Annotated in this window: 12 protein-coding genes; 9 read left to right on the plus strand and 3 right to left on the minus strand. The window is 73.1% G+C overall.

What is annotated here, in order from left to right; genetic code table 11:
* Nucleotides 1-302 precede the first annotated feature (302 nt).
* Nucleotides 303-1,031, plus strand: a complete 729-nt coding sequence (locus ACTMTJ_RS45020) for a hypothetical protein (protein ID WP_441225231.1) — start codon at nt 303-305, stop codon at nt 1,029-1,031.
* Here ACTMTJ_RS45020 and ACTMTJ_RS45025 read toward each other — a convergent pair.
* Nucleotides 1,022-1,807 carry a DNA-formamidopyrimidine glycosylase family protein gene (locus ACTMTJ_RS45025; RefSeq protein ID WP_441225232.1) on the minus strand — a complete coding sequence of 262 codons (786 nt, stop codon included), beginning with the start codon at nt 1,805-1,807 and terminating at the stop codon, nt 1,022-1,024. The two genes, ACTMTJ_RS45020 and ACTMTJ_RS45025, sit on opposite strands and share 10 nt — an antisense overlap.
* 87 nt (nt 1,808-1,894) lie before the next feature.
* On the opposite strand from ACTMTJ_RS45025, the gene ACTMTJ_RS45030 reads away from it, so the two are divergent.
* The gene (locus tag ACTMTJ_RS45030; RefSeq protein WP_441225233.1) at nt 1,895-2,644 is read left to right on the plus strand and encodes an N-acetyltransferase; all 750 of its coding nucleotides are present in this window, start codon (nt 1,895-1,897) and stop codon (nt 2,642-2,644) included.
* A 30-nt stretch (nt 2,645-2,674) separates the two neighbouring features.
* Here ACTMTJ_RS45030 and ACTMTJ_RS45035 read toward each other — a convergent pair whose 3' ends face one another.
* The gene (locus ACTMTJ_RS45035; protein ID WP_441225234.1) at nt 2,675-3,460 is read right to left on the minus strand and encodes an SAM hydrolase/SAM-dependent halogenase family protein; all 786 of its coding nucleotides are present in this window, start codon (nt 3,458-3,460) and stop codon (nt 2,675-2,677) included.
* Nucleotides 3,461-3,528: 68 nt separating this feature from the next.
* Between ACTMTJ_RS45035 and ACTMTJ_RS45040 the strand changes: the two genes are divergently transcribed.
* Nucleotides 3,529-4,440: an LLM class F420-dependent oxidoreductase gene (locus tag ACTMTJ_RS45040; RefSeq protein WP_441225236.1), complete on the plus strand. Its 912-nt coding sequence runs from the start codon at nt 3,529-3,531 to the stop codon at nt 4,438-4,440.
* Complete coding sequence (locus ACTMTJ_RS45045; RefSeq protein WP_441225238.1) at nt 4,437-4,928, plus strand: RBBP9/YdeN family alpha/beta hydrolase; 492 nt, start codon at nt 4,437-4,439, stop codon at nt 4,926-4,928. The genes ACTMTJ_RS45040 and ACTMTJ_RS45045 overlap by 4 nt, the downstream gene beginning before the upstream one ends.
* A gap of 87 nt (nt 4,929-5,015) precedes the next feature.
* Here ACTMTJ_RS45045 and ACTMTJ_RS45050 read toward each other — a convergent pair whose 3' ends face one another.
* A complete protein-coding gene (locus ACTMTJ_RS45050) occupies nt 5,016-9,632 on the minus strand; it encodes an ATP-dependent helicase (protein WP_441225248.1) in 4,617 nt (1,538 codons plus the stop codon).
* A gap of 104 nt (nt 9,633-9,736) precedes the next feature.
* Between ACTMTJ_RS45050 and ACTMTJ_RS45055 the strand changes: the two genes are divergently transcribed.
* The 5 genes from ACTMTJ_RS45055 to ACTMTJ_RS45075 are packed head-to-tail and all read left to right on the plus strand — an operon-like array spanning nt 9,737 to nt 14,648.
* Nucleotides 9,737-10,042 carry a hypothetical protein gene (locus ACTMTJ_RS45055; RefSeq protein ID WP_441225240.1) on the plus strand — a complete coding sequence of 102 codons (306 nt, stop codon included), beginning with the start codon at nt 9,737-9,739 and terminating at the stop codon, nt 10,040-10,042.
* Between the two features lie 58 nt (nt 10,043-10,100).
* The gene (locus tag ACTMTJ_RS45060; RefSeq protein ID WP_441225241.1) at nt 10,101-11,339 is read left to right on the plus strand and encodes a cation:proton antiporter; all 1,239 of its coding nucleotides are present in this window, start codon (nt 10,101-10,103) and stop codon (nt 11,337-11,339) included.
* Nucleotides 11,339-12,634 (plus strand): hemolysin family protein, encoded by a 1,296-nt coding sequence (locus ACTMTJ_RS45065; RefSeq protein WP_441225242.1) that lies wholly within the window; start codon nt 11,339-11,341, stop codon nt 12,632-12,634. Before ACTMTJ_RS45060 ends, ACTMTJ_RS45065 begins: the two co-directional genes overlap by 1 nt.
* Nucleotides 12,631-13,683 (plus strand): hemolysin family protein, encoded by a 1,053-nt coding sequence (locus ACTMTJ_RS45070; protein ID WP_441225244.1) that lies wholly within the window; start codon nt 12,631-12,633, stop codon nt 13,681-13,683. Before ACTMTJ_RS45065 ends, ACTMTJ_RS45070 begins: the two co-directional genes overlap by 4 nt.
* Before the next feature lie 8 nt (nt 13,684-13,691).
* Complete coding sequence (locus tag ACTMTJ_RS45075) at nt 13,692-14,648, plus strand: sporulation protein (RefSeq protein ID WP_441225246.1); 957 nt, start codon at nt 13,692-13,694, stop codon at nt 14,646-14,648.
* Nucleotides 14,649-15,529 lie beyond the last annotated feature (881 nt).

The raw sequence follows: 15,529 nt of genomic DNA on the forward strand, positions 1-15,529 counted from the left end.
CATCCGCCGGGCGGCGTCCACGTGCCGGCGGTAGACCAGCTCGTAGGCGGCGGTGTCACCGGCCCGAACGGCCGCGATCAACTCGGCGTCGCTGGCATATTCGTCTGTCATCGTCCCTGCCAGGGGGTGCGGGGGGAAACACAGGGACAAACGCCGCACCGGAACCGCTGTCACGTCCCCCGTCCGGGTTGTCCCGATAAATCCTCTCCCAAAAACCAGAGTCATAACCCCGGGGTCGCCCTGTCGTGGTGGTGACGAGGCCCGAATGGCCAAGGGTTTCGCACCGAACGTGGGAGCGGTTCATGGCAATGGATGGCGACCGGTGGCTCTCGGCGAAGGCCGCCGAGCGGCGGGCCCGGACGATCTACCGGTACCGGACGGACGCCGAGGCGCTGCGGGACGCCTGGCGGTCCGGCGCGGAGGACGAGGGCTGGGCGCCGGAGGACTGGTGGGTACCAGGCGTGGAGGCGATCACCCGGGCGCTGGTCGAGGGCCGGTCGGCCATCCCGGCGTACGCGCGGCTGGGGCGGGAGCGGGCCGAGGCCGGGTACGGGGTCCGGGTGGTCCTCGACGACGTGCGCACCCTGCACGGGGCGATGGCCTCGCACGGGCCGCCGCCCCAGGCCGTCCGCGCGCTGGTGCAGGCATGGGCGGCCGTGATGCTGGCACCCGTCCGGGTGACGGTGTGCGCCGGGTACGCGACCGCCGAGCACCTCCGTGCGGGCCTCGCCGAGATGTACCACGACGCGCTGCCGGCCGGGCTCGCCGTGCTGGCCGTGGAGGTGCCCGACGCCGCGACCGGGTGGGAGGCGCTGGCGCTGCTGCTGGAGGCGGGCACGCACATCCCCTCGGTCTTCGCCGCGGAGGCGCCGATGGCCCGCACGTCACCCGAACGGGTGGTGGCCCTCGTCCGCGACGACGCGGCCGCCGCGATCCGCGCGATGATCGAGCACGCCCGGATCGTCGCGCTCCCCACCGACCTACCGGGCGCCGCGAACGTCGTCGCCCGCGTGGGCGAAGGTCAGGATTGACATCCCGGGCACCAGTACGTGACCCGGTCGGCCTGCTCCACCTTGCGGATCGGCGTGCCGCAGCGACGGCAGGGCTGGGCGCGGCGGCCGTACACGTAGGTGGTCTCGGTGCGCCGCAGCGAGCCCGTCGTCGACTGCGTCCACCGCCCGCGGTTGGCGGCCAGCAGCTTCTGCGCGAGCGCGACCATCGCCGGCAGGTCGGGCACGTCACGCACCAGCGTCCACGGGTCGACGCCGCGCAGGAAGAGCACCTCGCACTTGTACAGGTTTCCGATGCCAGCGAGGTTGCGCTGGTCGAGCAGCGCCTCGGCGATCGCGGTGTCCGGGTGGGCGGCAAGCCGCCGCGCGGCCTCGGCCGGATCCCAGTCGGCGCCGAGCAGGTCGGGGCCGAGGTGCCCGACCAAGCTCTTCTCGTCTTCGGTCGGCACCAGCGCCAGTTCGTGGATGTGGTAGCCGACCGCGACCGCGTCGGCCGTGCGCAGCACTGCGCGGATCAGGTGCGCGGGGCGGGCGGCCCAGCGCGCGCCCGGCGTGTACGCCCGCCAGGCCCCGTCCATCCGCAGGTGCGAGTGGAGCGTCAGGTGGCGCCCGCCCTCGGGGTCGCGCGTGCGCAGCAGCAGGTGCTTGCCCCGGCTGGCCGACTCCAGCACGGTCCAGCCGCTCAGGTCGGCGGTCGCGAGCTGGGGCACCCGGAAGTCGGTCGCGGTGAGCCGGCCGCCGGCCAGGGCGCGGTGCAGCGCGCGGGCCGTATTCCAGACGGTGTCACCTTCGGGCACTTTCCCATCCTCCCGCACCGGGCGTCGCGCCGGCTCTCCCCAGGAAAAGGAGGAGCCCGCGACGCGAGCTCTCCCTACGATGTGCGGATGGACATCGAGATCGCGACCGTCGCCGCCCGCCCGGAGTGGGGTCCGATGCTCGGCCAGCTCTCCGGGCTTTGGCCGGAGTTCATGTCCCAGGATCCGACGGCCGGGCTCTTCTTCGGCTACCACGTGAGCACCTACCCGGAGTACGTGCTGATCGCCGTCGACCAGGCGACCGGGCAGCCGGTTGCCAAGGCGCACTCGGTGCCGATCTCGTGGGAGGAGGACCCGGCCGACGGCATGCCCGACGGCGGGTGGGACTGGGTGGTCCGCACGTCGGCGTACGACCGGCTGAGCGGCACCTCACCCACGATCGTCTCCGCCATCGAGATCTTCGTCCGTCCCGACCTGCGCCGCGGCGGCCTCTCCGGGCGCATGCTCGCCGCGATGCGGGCCAACGCGGCCCGGCTGGGCTTTACCGACCTCGTCGCGCCGGTGCGGCCGAGCGGCAAGCACGAGCACCCCGACGTGCCGATCGACGAGTACGTCACCTGGACCCGCGACGACGGCCTGCCCCACGACCCGTGGCTTCGGGTGCACGTGCGCGCCGGCGGGAAGATCGTCAACGTCGCGCACACCAGCATGGTCATCCCCGGTCAGCTGGCCCGCTGGCGGGAGTGGACCGGCCTGCCCTTCGACAAGACCGGCCAGGTGCACGTGCCCGAGGCGCTCAACCCCGTGCACTGCGACGTCGACCAGGACGTCGCGGTCTACATCGAGCCGAACGTGTGGATGCACCACCGCATCGGCTGAGTCGCCGGGTGCGAGCGCCTGAGCCGGCGCTCAGGCCGCGACCAGACGTACCACGTCTCCGGGTGTCACCGAGAGCACGACGGCGGCCCGGCCGCCGTTGATGGCGACGGCGGCGCGGCCGGCGGAGTCCACGTAGACCACCAGACCACCCGGCGCCGCCGCCGCGAAGGTGGCGCCCCGCACCGCGCGCACCCCGCCGACCCGCAGGTGCTCGCCGAGCCCGTCGAGGGCCTCGCCGGTGGCCGCGAGCTGCACGTTGCCGAACCGGTCGATGGTCAGCACCTCCGCCTCCAGCCACCCCTCGCCGACCGCGACCACCGGGTCGGCCAGGCGGACCAGCGTCGCGGGGTCGGTGGCCGGGCCGGCGTCGGCGATGTCGGCGCCGACCGCGAGCCGCGCGGCCACCGGCGCGAAAATGTCTCGGCCGTGGAACGTGCGCGACACGTCGGGCAGAAACCACTCCGGGTTGGCCAGCTCCACCAGCGCCTCGATGCCGCCGAGCGCGTCCGCCGCCCACGGCAGCAGGCCGTTGTCAGGACCGACGAGCAGGCCGCCGGGCGTGCGTGCCGCGACTCCGCGCCGGGCCGTGCCCACACCGGGATCCACGACCGCGATGTGTACCGCCGGTGGCAGGTGGGGGACGGTCTGCGCGAGCACGGCGGCGCCGCGGGGCACGTCACCCGGCGCCACCCCGTGCGTGACGTCGATGACCCGCACCCCGGGGGCGAGGCGCGCGATCACCCCGTGGCACGCGGCGACGAAGCCGTCGGAGAGCCCGTAGTCGGTCGTTAAGCTGATCCATTCGAAGCCGCCCATGCCTGAACGTTAGCGGGCGATCGCTGCTCGTGTCCGTCCCGTACCGGCGTGCTCGATAGGGTGATCACATGCGGCTTTGTGTTTTCACGGAACCCCAGGAAGGCGCCTCGTACGACGACCTGCTCAAGGTCGCCCAGCGGGCCGAGGAGTGCGGCTTCGACGGCTTCTTCCGCTCCGACCACTTCCTGTCCATGGACACCGCGGGCCTGCCCGGGCCGACCGACGCCTGGCTGACGCTGGCCGCTCTCGCCGTGCAGACCAGCCGGATCCGGCTTGGCACGCTCGTGTCGTCGGCGACCTTTCGGCTGCCCGGGCCGCTGGCGATCGCGGTGGCGCAGGCCGACCAGATGAGCGGTGGCCGCATCGAGCTCGGCCTCGGCGCGGGCTGGTTCGAGGCCGAGCACGCCGCGTACGGCATCCCGTTTCCGCCGGTGGGCCAGCGTTTCGACCGCCTCGAAGAGCAGCTGGAGATCATCACCGGCCTGTGGCGCACCCCGGTCGGCGAGCGCTTCACCTTCCACGGCGACCACTACCAGCTGACCGACTCGCCCGGCCTACCCAAGCCGGCACAGACACCCGGCCCGCCGGTCATCATCGGGGGCGCCGGCCCGAAGCGCACGCCGGCGCTTGCCGCCCGGTACGCGGACGAGTTCAACGTGCCGTTCCGCCCGGTCGACCAGACCCGCGCGGTGTACGGGCGGGTGCGCGAGGCGTGCGCGACGCAGGGCCGCGAGGTGCCGATCGTCTTCTCCGCGGCGCAGACCGTCGCATGTGGACGTACACCCGCGGAGGCGAAGGCGCGGGCCGAGCGGATCGGGCTGACCGGCGGCGGCATCACCGGCACGCCGTCCGAGGTCGTCGACCAGATCGGGCAGTACGCCGACCTGGGCGCCACCCGTTTCTTCCTCCAGTTCCTCGACCTGAGCGACCTCGACCACCTGGACCTGTTCGCCTCCGAGGTGGCACCGCAGCTGCCGTGACGCGCGTGCTGCTGGTGCCCGGCCGCAGCCCCGCCGGCCCGGCACACTGGATGACCCTGTGGGCCGAGGCGCACCCCGATTACGTGTGGGTGCGCCGCCGCACCACGCCCGACACCGACCTCGAGGCCCGCGTGCTCGCGCTCGACGCCGCGCTGGCCGCCGACCCGTCGCCGGCCGTGCTTGTCGCGACGAGCATGGGCTGCCTGACGGTGGCGAGCTGGGCGGCGGCACACACCGGCCCGGTCGCGGCCGCGCTGCTGACCGTGCCACCGGACGTGCCGATCACGCTGACCCCGCTGCCGTTTCGCGCGATCGTGGTGGGCAGCCGCGACGACGAACACATGACGTTCGCACGGGCGCGGGAGTTCGCGGCCGTCCTGGGCGCCGAGTTCGTCGACGCCGGCGCCGTCGGCCACCTCAACACCGCGAGCGGCCACGGCCCCTGGCCTCTCGGCGAACGCCTGCTGGCCCAGCTGCTCGCGGGATAGTGGGTCGGCGCGCTAGGGCGTGTTTTCATAAGGGCATGGCCGGCCTGCGGCGGGCCCAGACGACGACCGGCCCTTGTGAAACACGCCCTAGCCGCGGAGGCGGAGGCCTCTCGGTGTCGCGCGGAAGCCGGCCGACGTCAGGGCGTCGCGCAGCGGGGAGGTGAAGACGGCCTCGCCGTCGGCGCGCTCGACCGACAGCGCGCCGAGCGCTCCGGTGTGCACCGCGTCGGCGAGTGCCTTGGCGGCGGCGGCCAGCGCCTCGTCGTCGTCTACAAAGGACAGTAGGGTGCGGCCGCCGCGTTCGACGTAGAGGGTCAGCTCGCCGGCGACCAGGACCACCAGGGCCCCGGCCTTGCGGCCGGGGCGGTGGCCGGCGCCTTCCTGCGCGACCACGCGCTCGGGCCAGGGCAGCGCCGCGCCGTACGGGCTGGCCGGATCGGTCGCCGCGAGCACCAGCGCGCCGGGTGTGCGGCGGTGCTCGTCGGCCAGCGCGCGCAGGCGGTCGACCGCACCCGGCACGGCGAACTGGGCGGCGCCCAAGCCCTCGACGAAGTAGCCGCGGCGGGCGGCGCCCCGCTCCTCCAGGGCGGCGAGCACCGGATAGACGGCCGCGAACCCGCCCACGACGCCCTCGGCGGCGACCGCGCCGCGGGTGACCACGCCGTGGCGCTCGAGCAGGGCATCGGCGACCGCGGCGGCGCGGCGGGTGGGGTCGGTGTCGCGCTCGGGCAGGCGTGACCAGCGGCCGGCCACGGTGGGCGGGCCGGTGCGGGAGGGGAGAGCCACACGGCCGGGACGGCGGTATCGGGTGCGGGGTGCGGCCGGCTTGGCGCGGTGGGCGCCGCCTCCGCCGCCGAGGAGCGTGCGCAGCGGGGCGAGCGTGTCGTTGGTCAGCCACCCCGCCCAGACGAGATCCCACACCGCGGCCGCCAGGTCTTCGTCGGTCAGGCTGCCCGGCCCACCCCCGGACCAGGTCACGCCACCACTCCCGGCCGACCGAGCCGGCGGCCCGGCCGCCGCGCCGTCGGAGCTGGCCGAGGCCCCGGCCGCGGAGCTGGGCGGGCGGTCAGGTGAACCGGCGGACAGAGCGGAACCGACCCGGTCCGAGAGGGCGCGGAAGAAGAGGGCCTGGCCGTCGGCGAGCGAGTCGAGGACGGCCTGGTGGAGCGGGGTGAGGGCGAGCGACTCGTCCGGCGGGGGCAGCAGGAGCGGGGCCATGTCCGCGTATGCCAGGGTGACCCACCCGTCGCCACCGGCGATCGCGCCGGAGCCGGACCACAGCACCTCGCCGGAGGCGCAGAGCTCGTCGAGGTAGGCGGGCGAGTAGTCGGCCACCCGGCCGGGCAGCACCAGCCGCTCCAGGGCCGAGGCGGGCACCGCGGCGCCTTGCAGCTGCTCGACCGCCGCGGCCACGGCCTCGACGCCGCGGGAGGAGGCGCCGACGTGCTGCCACCGGGGCAGGAACGTGGCCAGCGCGCGTGGCGGCACCGGCTCGATCTCGCGGCGCAGCGCGGCCAGCGAGCGGCGCCGCAGCATGCGCAGCACCTCGGCGTCGCACCACTCGGCACCCGCGCCCTCGGGTGAGAACTCGCCGGAGACCACGCGCCCGGTCGCGGCGAGGCGGCGGAGTGCCTGCTCGACCACGAAGACGCCGAGCCCGAAGCGGGCGGCGCAGGCGGCGGCCGTGAACGGGGCGTGTGTGCGGGCGTAGCGCGCGACGAGGTCGCCCAGCGGGTCGGCGACCGGCTCCACGTACGCCTGGGCGACGCCGACCGGCAGGGCCACGCCGAGCGCGTCGCGGTAGCGGCCGGCGTCTTCCACGGCGATCCACCGGTCTTCGCCGGCGATGCGCACCCGCAACGCGCGCTTGGCGCGCTCAAGATCCAAAGGCCAGTCGACGGAAGCCCCGCGAGCCGCCAGCTCGGCGTCGGAGAGGTCACCGAGCAGGCGCAGCAGCTCGGCCACGTCTTCCGCGTCGCGGGGGCGGCGCTCGTCGGTGAGCCACTGGAGCTGCCGCTCGGTCGCGGTGACCACCGACGGCTCCAGCAGCTCGCGCAGGTCGACCCGGCCGAGCAGCTCGCCGAGCAGCGTGGAGTCGAGCGCCAGCGCGGCGGCCCGGCGCTCGGCGAGGGGCGCGTCGCCCTCGTACAGGAAAGCGCCGACGTAGCCGAAGAGCAGCGACCGGGCGAACGGCGACGGCCTGGCGCTCTCCACCTCGACAAGCCGCACCTTGCGCGCGGCCAGGTCGCGCATCAGCCCCACCAGGCCGGGCACGTCGAAGACGTCTTGGAGGCACTCGCGGGCGGCCTCGAGCGTGACCGGGAAGTCCGCATACTCCCTGGCCACGTCGAGCAGCTGGGCCGCCTTTTGCCGCTGCTGCCAGAGCGGCTGGCGGCGGCGCGGGTCGCGGCGGGGGAGCAGCAGCGACCGGGCGGCGCACTCGCGGAACCGGGACGCGAACAGCGCCGAGGTGCCGACCGACTCCTCGACCAGCTGGGTGATCTCCTCCGGGTCGAAGGCCACGAGGTCTGCGCCGGGCGGCTGGTCGGCCGTGTCGGGCAGGCGCACCACGATGCCGTCGTCGGAGGGCATGACCTGCGCGTCGACGCCGTAGCGCTCGGTGAGGCGGCGGGCCACCGCGAGCGCCCACGGGCCGTTGACCTTCGCACCGAGCACACAGTGGACGGCCAGCCGCCAGTCGCCGAGCTCGTCGCGGAAGCGCTCGACCACGATGGTGCGGTCGTCGGGGAGCGCGCGGGTCGCCTCGCGCTGCTCGCGCAGGTAGGCCATCAGGTTTGCGGCGGCCCACTCGTCGAGCCCGCCGGCCCGGAGCGCGGCGGTGGCGGTCTCGTCGTCCTGCCGCACGAGCGCCCGCAGCCGGGCACCGATCGCGCGGCCCAGCTCGACTGGGCGGCCGAGCTGGTCACCCTTCCAGAACGGCATGCGGGCGGCCGCACCCGGCGCGGGTGAGACGAGCACCCGGTCGGGCGTGATGTCTTCGATCCGCCAGGAGGTGGAGCCGAGCAGGAAGACGTCGCCGACGCGCGACTCGTAGACCATCTCCTCGTCGAGCTCGCCGACCCGGGCGGCCCGCTCCGCCCCGGCCAGGAACACGCCGAAGAGGCCGCGGTCGGGGATGGTGCCGCCGCTGGTCACCGCCAGTCGCTGGGCGCCGGGGCGGCCGGTGAGCAGGTCGGCCGCGCGATCCCAGACGAGGCGGGGGCGCAGCTCGGCGAACGCGGTCGACGGGTAGCGCCCGGAGAGCATGTCGAGCACCGCGTGCAGCGCGGAGTCGGGCAGCTCGGCGAAGGGCGCGGCGCGGCGGACCAGCGTGCTGAGGTCGGCGAGCGTCCACTGGTCGAGCGCCACCATCGCGACGATCTGCTGGGCGAGCACGTCGAGCGGGTTGCGCGGGTAGCGCAGCTCCTCGATCGCGCCCTCGCCCATCCGCTCCGTGACCACCGCACAGGAGAGCAGGTCGCCCCGGTGCTTGGGAAAGACCACGCCGCGGGAGATCGCGCCCACCTGGTGGCCGGCGCGGCCGATGCGCTGGAGGCCGGCGGCCACGCTCGGCGGCGCCTCGATCTGCACGACGAGGTCGACCGCGCCCATGTCGATGCCGAGCTCGAGGCTGGACGTCGCGACCACCGCGGGCAGCTGGCCGGACTTGAGCGACTCTTCGATATGTTTGCGCTCCTCGCGGGAGACGCTGCCGTGGTGGGCGCGGGCGATCACCGGCGGGGCGCCGGTCGCCGCGCCCGACTGCGCCATGATGGCCGCCGGCAACGCGTCGATCTCGTGCTTTTCCGCCGCCAGCTCGTTGAGCCTCGCGCAGAGCCGCTCGGCGGAACGCCGCGCGTTGGTGAACACGATCGTCGACCGGTGCTGCCCGATCAGCGCGAACACCCGCTCCTCGACCGCCGGCCAGATCGACGCGCGGCGCGAGCCCTCCTCCGGCTCGCCCACCTCGTCGAGCTGGGTCATGTCTTCGACCGGCACCTGCACGCTGACCTCGATGGTCTTGGCGCTGCGCGGCTGCACCACCTCGACGTCGCGGGAGCCGCCGAGGAAGCGGGCGGTCTCCTCGATCGGGCGCACGGTGGCGGAGAGGCCGATCCGCTGCGCCGGCCGGGGCAGCATCGCGTCGAGCCGCTCCAACGAGAGCGCGAGGTGGGCGCCGCGCTTGGTGGCGGCGACCGCGTGCACCTCGTCGACGATCACCGTCTCGACGCCGGCCAGCGACTCTCGCGCGGCCGACGTGAGCAGCAGAAACAGCGACTCAGGCGTGGTGATCAGGATGTCCGGCGGGGTGCGCTGGAACGCCCGCCGCTCGTCGGCCGGCGTGTCGCCGGTGCGCATGCCCACCGTGATGTCGGGCTGCGGGACGCCGAGGCGGGCGGCGGCGTGGCGGATGCCGGCGAGGGGAGCCCGCAGATTGCGCTCGACGTCGACCGCGAGCGCCTTGAGTGGGCTCACGTAGAGCACGCGGCACCGCCGCTTGGGGTCGGCCGGCGCCGGCTCGCGGGCCAGCCGGTCGAGCGACCAGAGGAACGCGGCGAGCGTCTTGCCCGAGCCGGTGGGTGCGACGACCAGCGCGTGATGCCCGTCACCGATCGCCCGCCAGGCGCCGGCCTGCGCCTCGGTCGGCGCCGCGAACGCGGCGCCGAACCACTCCCGCGTCGCCCGCCCGAAACGCTCCAGCACGTCCACCACGAACCCAATACTGCCCCGGGGGTACGACACCTACGCGGAGTAACGACCGGGCGGGTCAGCTAGGCTTACCACTCGGCGAGCGGTGGGGAGAGCGCATGCGAGGTGTCGCGGCATTCCTGCTCGCGCTGCTCGTCGCCACCTCTGTGCACGGCGCCGGCTCGACGGCCGCGCCGGCCGGCGCCATGGCACACGGTCCCGCCTCGATCGGCGCGGCGGTCGTGCACACCGCCCCGGCGTCCGTGACTCACGACCAACGGCTGGACCCGGCGCCGGTACCAAGGAATGATCTTCCGCCACGCGCGGAGGGTGGGCCGGCCGTGGCGGCCGAGCCCGACGCGACCCGGCCCGCGGTCGTCACCTCCGCACCACGCTCCTCACGCGCGCCACCGCACCTCCACTGATCCTCGCCCGCATCGAGATCGACGCGCCGTCACCCCGGCGCGGAGTGGAGGCATACCCATGCACGTTGGCGACGCACTCGTTGCCCTGGGTGGGGCGTTTCTGGCGGCGGCCGTGCTGGCCCGCCTGGGAGCCAGGATCGGCCTGCCGACGATTCCCCTGTTCATGCTCGCGGGCGTGGTGTTCGGCCCGCACACGCCCGGCATCGCGCTCGTCGAGAACCCCGACGACCTGGCCCTGGTCGCCGCCCTCGGCCTCGTCTTCCTGCTCTTCTACCTGGGCCTGGAGTTTCACACCGACGACCTTGTCGCGGGCGGGCGGCGGATGCTCGCCGCCGGCCTCGGCTACCTCGTGCTCAACATCGGCGGCGGGCTCGCGCTCGGCTTCGCGTTCGGCTGGGGCACCCGCGAGGCGCTGGTGATCGCCGGCGTCGTCGGCATCTCCTCTTCGGCGATCGTGACCAAGCTGCTGGTCGAGACCGGCCGGCTGCGCAACCCCGAGTCCCGCCTGATCCTCGGCGTGATCGTGATCGAGGACATCTTCCTCGCGCTCTACTTGGCGATCCTCCAGCCGGTGCTGGGCAACGCCAGCGGTCCGGTCGAGGTGGCGACCGACCTGGCCAAGGCGTTCACGTTTCTGATCGTGCTCGCCGCGCTGGCCCGCTGGGGCGCCCGCGCGGCCGGGCGGCTGCTGCGCGTCTTCAACGACGAGCTGCTCGTCGTCTTCTTCGTCGGGCTGGCCGTGCTCTCCGCGGGCGTGGCGGAGGAGCTTGGCGTGTCGGACGCGATCGGCGCGTTCATGATCGGCCTCGTGCTCGGCGGCTCGACCGCCGCCGAACGGGTGCGGTCGCTGGTGCGCCCGCTGCGGGACGGCTTCGCCGCGATCTTCTTCTTCACCTTCGGCCTCACCATCGACCCCGGCGACATCGGTCCGGTGCTGGTGCCGATCACGGTCGCGGTGGTGCTCACCGTCGTACTCAACATCGCCGCCGGACTGCTCGCCGCGCGATTGCACGGGTACGGGCGCCAGGAGGCCGCCAACATCGGCCTGACCGTGCTCACCCGTGGGGAGTTCTCGCTGATCCTGGGTTCGCTGGCGGTCGCGGCGGGGCTCGACTCGCGGATCGCGCCCTTCGTCGCCGGCTATGTGCTCGTGCTCGCGGTGATCGGCCCGCTGGCCGTGCTCAATTCGGAGAAGCTTCTCAGGAAACGTCCAGCCAGCTCAGATAAGATGCCGGCCATGATCGTGGCATCTGCCCCGGAGGGCAGCCATACCGAGCCGGGTGACACCAGCCGCTGATGCTGATAGCGATCGGCCTTCTTCTCATTCTCTTGCTCACCGCGCTGACCGGATACTTCGTCGCGCAGGAGTTCGGCTACGTCGCGGTCGACCGGGGCAAGCTGCGCCGCCTCGCCGACGAGGGTGACCAGGCCGCCGCGCGGGCGCTGGCCGTCACCGGGCGGCTGTCGTTCATGCTCTCCGGCGCGCAGCTCGGCATCACCGTGACCGTGCTGCTCGTCGGGTACGTGGCGGAGCCCTTCGTCGGTGAGGGCCTGGCCGACCTGCTCGGCACGGCCGGGGTCTCCCGCGCGGTGAGCCTGCCGGTGTCGGTGATCCTGGTGTTGCTCCTGTCCACGGTCATCCAGATGGTGCTGGGCGAGCTGGCCCCGAAAAACCTGGCTATCGCCCGCCCGGAGCGCCTCGCCCGGGCACTGAGCCGGTCGACGCTGATCTACCTGAGGGTGTTCGCGCCGCTCATCCGGATCTTCGACATGGCGGCCGCGCGGCTGCTGCGGCGGGTCGGCGTCGAGCCGATCGAGGAGCTGCCCTCCGGCGCCACCGCCGAAGACCTGGAGCAGATCATCGCGGAGTCACGCGCCGAGGGTCACCTCGACGCGCAGATCTTCACCCTGCTCGACCGGGGCCTCGACTTCCGCCGGCTCACCGCCGGCGAGGCGATGGTGCCCCGGGTCGACGTGCACACCGTGGGCGCCGACGAGCCGGTACGCCGCGTCGTCGACCTGCTGGAGACCGGGCACTCCCGCTTTCCGGTGCGGGGCGGCGAGGGCGTCGACGACGTGACCGGCGTGGTGAGCATCGCCGACGTGATGGAGGTGCCGCCGGCCGAGCGCTCGACGACGCCGGTGCTCGCGGTGGCGGTGGCCCCGTTGCTGGTGCCCGCCACGCTCCCGCTGCCGGCGGTGCTCGACCGGTTGCGCGCCGGGCACCGCCAGCTGGCGTGCGTGGTCGACGAGTACGGCGGCTTCGCCGGCGTGGTCACGCTGGAAGACATCGCCGAGGAGCTGGTCGGCCCGATCCGCGACGAAGACGACCACCCGGAGCCCGCACCGCGCCGCCAGGACGACGGCTCGTGGCTCGTGCCGGCCCGCTGGCGCATCGACGAGGTGGTCGACGCGACAGGTGTGGAGCTGCCCGAGGCCCCCGAGTACGACACGATCTCCGGCCTCGTGATGCGAGAGCTGGGCCGGGTGCCGTCGGTCGGCGACCGGGTCGAGCTCGCCGAGGCGGTGCTCTCGGTCGAGTCGGTCGAGCGCCACGTGCCCGGCTCGGTGCGCCTGGAGGTGCGGGCATGAGCACCACCTGGGCGTTGATCCTGTCGTTCGTTCTCTTGGCGCTCAACGGCTTCTTCGTGGCGGCCGAGTTCGCGCTGGTGGGCAGCAAGCGATACCGGTTGGAGCAGGCCGCCGCCGATGGCAGCCGCGCCGCCCGCGCCGCCCTCGAAGGCACCCGCGAGCTGTCCGTCATGCTCGCTGGGGCCCAGCTCGGCATCACGCTGTGCACGCTGGGGCTGGGCGCGCTCGCCGAGCCGGCGATCGAGCACGTGATCGGCCCCGCGCTGCACGGGGTGGGGCTGCCCGACACGGCCAGCCACGTGGTCGCGTTCGTCGTGGCGCTGCTGCTGGTCGGCTTCCTCCACCTGGTGGTCGGCGAGATGGCGCCGAAGTCGTGGGCGATCACCGACCCGGAGCGCTCGGCGCTGCTGCTGGCGCTGCCGTTCCGGGCCTTCGCGCGGCTCACGAGGCCGGCGCTGGTGGTCTTCAACGGCCTGGCCAACGGCGTGCTGCGGCTGGCCAAGGTGGAGCCGCAGGACCAGCTCGCGCAGGTGCACGGGCCGGAGGAGCTGCGCATCCTGCTCGAGCAGTCGCGCGAGCACGGCACGCTCGCCGCCGATCAGGAGCAGCTGCTGACCAGCATGCTCCAGCTCCAGCGCACGACCGTCCGTGCCGTGATGCAGCCGCTCGACCAGCTGGTCACCGTGCCGGCCGACGCCACCGCCGAACGGATCGAGCGGATCTCGCGCGGCTGCGGGCGGTCCCGCCTGGGGGTGGTTGGCCCGCAGGCCCTGGTCGGTCTTGTTCATGTGCGGGACGCTGTAAGGGCGACCACCTTCGGGCGGCCCGCCACCGCGGCCGAGTTCATGACGGAGCCGTTCACGCTCCCGGCCACGGCGGCGGTCACCGAGGCGGTCGCGGCGATGCGGGCCGAACGCGCCCAGCTCGCGCTCGTCCGCGAGGGCGAGCGCACGGTCGGCTTCGTCGCCCTGGAAGACCTGCTCGAAGAGGTCATCGGCGAGTTCGACGACGAGACGGATGCCGTGCCGCAGGGCCGGCGGATGCGATAGGAGCATCGATGGTATTCAAGAAGTTGTTGGGCGCCTTCGGCGTCGGCGGCCCGTCCGTCGACACCGTGCTCTCCAACTCCAACACCCGGCCAGGCCTGACCCTGGACGGCCAGATCCACATCCTGGGCGGCGACCACGACGTCAAGATCGACCAAGTCTCGCTCGGGCTCGTGACCCGGGTGGAGGTGGAGAGCGGCGACGCCAACTACGACTCCACTGTGGAGTTCCACCGCGTGGCCGTCGCGGGCGCCTTCCCGCTGGGCAAGGGCGAGCGCAAGGAGATCCCCTTCCGCTTCCCGGTGCCGTGGGAGGCGCCGGTGACCGACGTGTACGGCCAGCGCCTGCGCGGCATGACCATGGGCCTGCGCACCGAGCTGGCCGTGGCGCGGGCGGTCGACAAGGGTGACCTCGACCCGGTGCAGGTGCATCCGCTGCCCGCGCAGGAGCGCATCCTCGACGCGTTCAACCGCCTGGGCTTCCGCTTCAAGAGCGCCGACCTCGAACGCGGCCGCATCCACGGCGTCAACCAGCAGCTGCCGTTCTACCAGGAGATCGAGTTCTTCCCGCCGCCCCAGTACGCCGGCGGCATCACCGAGGTCGAGCTCACCTTCGTCGCCGACCCGCAGGGCGTCGAGGTGATCCTGGAGTTCGACAAGCGCGGCGGCTTCCTGAGCAGCGGCCACGACGCCTACGGCCGCTTCCGCGTCGACCACGCCACCGTGGACCAGACCGACTGGTCGACGGTCGTCGACGGCTGGGTACGCTCCGCCAGCGACCGCTACTCCAGCATGCGCGCCTCGCACGGCTTCCCCGGCGGCCACGGCAAGGGCGGCCACGGCCGCGGCATGGGTGCCGGCGCGGTGATCGCCGGTGCGGGCGCCGGCATCCTCGGCGGCATGGTGCTCGGCGAGGCGATGGACGACGTCTTCGAGGGCGGCGGCGACTTCGGCGACTTCGGCGAGTGAGCTTTCGCTTCTCAGGGCCCCGCTTCGGCGGGGCCCTTTTCCAATGCTGAATTGCCCGGATCTTTCAAATGCTGGTTTGCCCGCGTCCGCGCCAGTTGCGGACCGTATGCTCCCGCGGGCACCGCTCCGGTCGGCGGCTCGCAGCGCTCGCCGAGACCCCCGACCTCCGCTGCCAGGTCCGCGGTGCAAGGTCGCCGCGGCAGGTGGGTTGGGATCCTGCGTCGACGTCGTGTCTACTCCGGCCTCGTCCCGGTACTTCGGTTCTGGTCAGGGCACGCCTGGACCACCGGTCGCAGAGGAGCAGGATCCGTCTTGGGGGCGAGACCATGGTTGGTCCAAAATGTCCCCTGATCACCCGGCGACGGGGCCGTCTGATCCCTTGATCGGCGTGCCGTCTTGTAAATCGTGGTCATCTGGGCCCCCTCCAGGGGGTCTAAACGACCACGATCACCAGGACCTCTCACCCTCGTCGCCAAACCGGGTCAACGATCTAGAGACCTTCGGGATGTCACCGCGAGTAACCGCCACAGGCGGCGTGAACAGCGTCCGATGCCAGATCTTGGAGAGTTAGGGCGCCATATCAACCCTAAGTCTCCTAGATCTCAAGGCCCGGCTCCCGATGCTGGTGACGCTGGGCGGAGCTTCGTCGCTGTCACAGCGGCGCGTGGGTTGAGATCTAGGAGACCTAGGGCGCCATATCGGCCCTAAGTCTCCTAGATCTCGTATCGACCCCAGTTGGTAGCGGGGCGTCAGATGGCAGCGGGTCAGTACTGGCGTTCGGGCAGGACGGTCTTGGCCTGCTCTTGGGTGAAGGTGGTTTCCTTGGTGATGATGCGGGGTTCGACGGCTTCGCCGGCGTTGACCTTCTTGACCAGTTCCAT

The sequence above is a fragment of the Phytohabitans sp. LJ34 genome (genome assembly GCF_052068095.1).
GTDB lineage: Bacteria > Actinomycetota > Actinomycetes > Mycobacteriales > Micromonosporaceae > Phytohabitans.

Coding starts and splice junctions, on each gene's coding strand:
- ACTMTJ_RS45060 (WP_441225241.1), top strand. CDS start 10,101: ATGCACGTTGGCGACGCACTCGTTGCCCTGGGTGGGGCGTTTCTGGCG.
- ACTMTJ_RS45075 (WP_441225246.1), top strand. CDS start 13,692: ATGGTATTCAAGAAGTTGTTGGGCGCCTTCGGCGTCGGCGGCCCGTCC.
- ACTMTJ_RS45055 (WP_441225240.1), top strand. CDS start 9,737: ATGCGAGGTGTCGCGGCATTCCTGCTCGCGCTGCTCGTCGCCACCTCT.
- ACTMTJ_RS45035 (WP_441225234.1), bottom strand. CDS start 3,460: ATGGGCGGCTTCGAATGGATCAGCTTAACGACCGACTACGGGCTCTCC.
- ACTMTJ_RS45070 (WP_441225244.1), top strand. CDS start 12,631: ATGAGCACCACCTGGGCGTTGATCCTGTCGTTCGTTCTCTTGGCGCTC.
- ACTMTJ_RS45040 (WP_441225236.1), top strand. CDS start 3,529: ATGCGGCTTTGTGTTTTCACGGAACCCCAGGAAGGCGCCTCGTACGAC.
- ACTMTJ_RS45020 (WP_441225231.1), top strand. CDS start 303: ATGGCAATGGATGGCGACCGGTGGCTCTCGGCGAAGGCCGCCGAGCGG.
- ACTMTJ_RS45065 (WP_441225242.1), top strand. CDS start 11,339: ATGCTGATAGCGATCGGCCTTCTTCTCATTCTCTTGCTCACCGCGCTG.
- ACTMTJ_RS45030 (WP_441225233.1), top strand. CDS start 1,895: ATGGACATCGAGATCGCGACCGTCGCCGCCCGCCCGGAGTGGGGTCCG.